The sequence below is a fragment of the Allobosea sp. 05T422_2 genome (genome assembly GCF_056396265.1).
In genome coordinates this window covers 1-2,534 of sequence record NZ_JBFTLD010000460.1, presented here as the reverse complement: position 1 = coordinate 2,534, position 2,534 = coordinate 1, and the positions used below count along the sequence as shown (strand labels likewise).

Genomic DNA, 2,534 nt, shown 5'->3' with positions numbered 1-2,534 from the left:
CGGAAAACGTCTGCCAGAGTGGCTGACCCAGGCCTCCAACACCCCCTTCAGGGTGCCGGCTTCATCTCGGAATCACATGCCGGCTTCAAATCGGAATGCCCTGCCGGCTTCGCTTCGGAATACCCCGCCCGCTTCAATCGGAATCCGCACCTTATCGACCGCGTGATGCGATATCGAGAATTGCGCGCAAGGCGGTTCGGATCACAGTGAATTGAGGCTCTATCTCAGGCTGAACCCAATTGCCCAGGGCGACGTGCTCGGCGTCAGCCTCCCCGGCAAACTCATAGACATGCTCCATCAGGGCCTCGATGCTCGGGTCATAATCCGCAGACCGCTCGCCGATCCCGGCAGACATCTCAGGCTTGTTCGTCCTTGCACCATCTCCTCATCTCAATCGGTGAGAGTAGCCGGGCCTCAGGATCTGATGTGGTCAGACTTTTACAACGCCCGCCGCGAGGCAGGCATCCCGATCGGGAACGGTGGCGGCGACCGCAAGTCCTTCATGATGAGCAACGTGCGCCAGGAGGCCAGCCCGCAATGGGTCGAAAGCGTCATGAGATACTTAGAAGCCCAAAAAACCGGGCGAGTACCCCCTCAATAGCMGCCTCAGTMTCGACAGGAAGCTGCTCGCCCTCCTTATCAGGGTCGATCGCCTTCATCAGCGCATAGGCCAAATCATAGATGTCGTCCTGCAGGCCCTCTTTCAGGCCCTCAATCAAGCACTTTCGGGTCGATCTGCATCGTATCCTCCCTCTCAACAGCCGAGATTAGCATGGCCGAAGCGTGGGGGCTGGTCGCCACAAGGACATCGGCCTCACCGCTCATGCCATCCACGAGGCTCGCCTCGTCCGCGATGCCGAGGAGAACTTGGTGTCGTCAGGGACACTAAGTTGATCCGTGCAGGGGCCCGTCCTATCCCGCCAACCGCTTCCACCAGGACCTTGCGGGCCGCTGATCCGTGAGAAGCCTCGTCGCCGTCTCAGCCTGCGAGCGCCATCCGTCGCGCTCCTGCCGGAGGTCATCCACCTGCCGATCGACGCCGGCCTGCATCCCCTGCAGCGCCTTACCCGCGGCATCAAGGGCCGCCAGTTGGACGGGAGGCTCGGGTGTCCTGGATGTCTCGACGGTTCACCATTACTCACCTTCATCCAGTTTGCAGATGCGGAACATCGCGACGGTGACCGCAATGACCAGGAGGCCGATGGGGAGGAGAACTGTCGGGCCTCCATATGCCCAGCCGCCGAGGCAGAGTGTGCCGTGCACGGCGAGGAGGTTGGAGGCCGTGCGGGCGGTCATGCAGCTTTCCCCGCCTTTGATGGCGATTAAGGGAGGTCGGCTTCCAGAACGCCCTGCGCAGCCATTTCCGTAGCCGTACACGGGGACGGACGCCCTCGCGCTGTTGCCCTGCATCACGTCAGTTCGTGGGCAACAAGGCCGGCAGGCCGTCTCCATCGCCATTTGAACTGTAAAAGCCAGCGGCGTATTTGCCCCTACATAAGGGGCGGATCTGCCCCTAACCGAGGTCATTCGCTAGGGGCGCCCGTGCCCCTACTGCGCTAGGGGCGCCMGTGCCCCTACTGTATATATTTCGGTCTAAGGGGCGTATTAAGAGAACACCAGAGCCACCCTGAAACTGCCCTGTCCTGTCCCTGGCCCGGCTTCCAGCAGCGGGCGGCCCTTGGGTGCCTCCTCGCAAGAGCCGCTTGGCCTGATTTTTGGCCTCACGCCGTAGTGGTCGGCCCTCCCGGTCGCGGTGGCGGTGGCCCTCTTACTGCGGCAAGTGCCCTACGAACATGGGCGGCCGATTTTTGGTCTCTACCCGCCGCTATTAAACGACGGGCCTCCTCGCAGGTTTTGACCGTGCGCCACTCATCGGTCGGGTCCATCTGCCGTCCATCTGACCAACGCCCCTTGAGGAAGGTGAGCCGATAGGTCGAAGGCCGGCGCAATGTCGAGATCGAATGGCGGCCCTTCTCTGTGGTGATCAGCAGCCCCACCGCTTCGCATTCGCGGATGGCGGGCGCGATCGAGCGGCCACGGATGCCATGCTCGCAAAAATTCGCGTAGGTGCACTTCAGCTTGTCGGCAGTGTGCCCGCCGTGAGCCATATGCTCGAGCATCAGCCGATCGAGGACGAGGCGAGCGTCGGATGAAACCTCCCGCCATGCTGGCGAAGCCAAAAGGCTCTGAGCGAGCATGACGAATGGTTCCTGGATCGAAGGCCGGGACCGGCGGCTCATGCGGTGTCGCCTCCCTCAGACGAGAGCGACAGGCGCCCCAGCTCGAGGGCCAGGATGCCGATGCTGATGCCCTGCGCCCTGGCGACATCATCGGCGTCGGTGCGATCTTGCCGGGACGCAGGTGCGCTCATGCCGGTAGCGCTCTTGCGGCGCAAGGGCCGCGAGGTGTAGCTTTCCATCTGAAAATTTCCTTTGGGGGAGGTTTTCAAATTCGGCTCGGCTAGGCGTTGGCGCGCTTAGCCGAGCTTTTCATTTTTTGGGCTGGCTGCTCCCGCTTTCATCATCGGAGCGGCC

At 62.2% G+C, this 2,534-nt stretch carries 4 protein-coding genes; 1 reads left to right on the top strand and 3 read right to left on the bottom strand.

Features of this window, described 5'->3' with window-relative positions; all coding sequences use genetic code 11:
• Nucleotides 1–211: 211 nt before the first annotated feature.
• Nucleotides 212–601: a hypothetical protein gene (locus tag AC1DJT_RS36080; protein WP_476835992.1), complete on the top strand. Its 390-nt coding sequence runs from the start codon at nt 212–214 to the stop codon at nt 599–601.
• Nucleotides 602–1,134: 533 nt separating this feature from the next.
• Here AC1DJT_RS36080 and AC1DJT_RS36075 read toward each other — a convergent pair.
• The 3 genes from AC1DJT_RS36075 to AC1DJT_RS36065 form a co-directional block, all read right to left on the bottom strand.
• On the bottom strand, nt 1,135–1,296 hold the full coding sequence (locus AC1DJT_RS36075) for a hypothetical protein (RefSeq protein ID WP_476768895.1): 162 nt from the start codon (nt 1,294–1,296) through the stop codon (nt 1,135–1,137).
• A 425-nt stretch (nt 1,297–1,721) separates the two neighbouring features.
• On the bottom strand, nt 1,722–2,198 hold the full coding sequence (locus AC1DJT_RS36070) for a hypothetical protein (protein WP_476768896.1): 477 nt from the start codon (nt 2,196–2,198) through the stop codon (nt 1,722–1,724).
• A gap of 38 nt (nt 2,199–2,236) precedes the next feature.
• Complete coding sequence (locus tag AC1DJT_RS36065; protein ID WP_476768897.1) at nt 2,237–2,419, bottom strand: hypothetical protein; 183 nt, start codon at nt 2,417–2,419, stop codon at nt 2,237–2,239.
• Nucleotides 2,420–2,534 lie beyond the last annotated feature (115 nt).

Coding starts and splice junctions, on each gene's coding strand:
- AC1DJT_RS36075 (WP_476768895.1), bottom strand. CDS start 1,296: ATGACCGCCCGCACGGCCTCCAACCTCCTCGCCGTGCACGGCACACTC.
- AC1DJT_RS36070 (WP_476768896.1), bottom strand. CDS start 2,198: ATGCTCGCTCAGAGCCTTTTGGCTTCGCCAGCATGGCGGGAGGTTTCA.
- AC1DJT_RS36065 (WP_476768897.1), bottom strand. CDS start 2,419: ATGGAAAGCTACACCTCGCGGCCCTTGCGCCGCAAGAGCGCTACCGGC.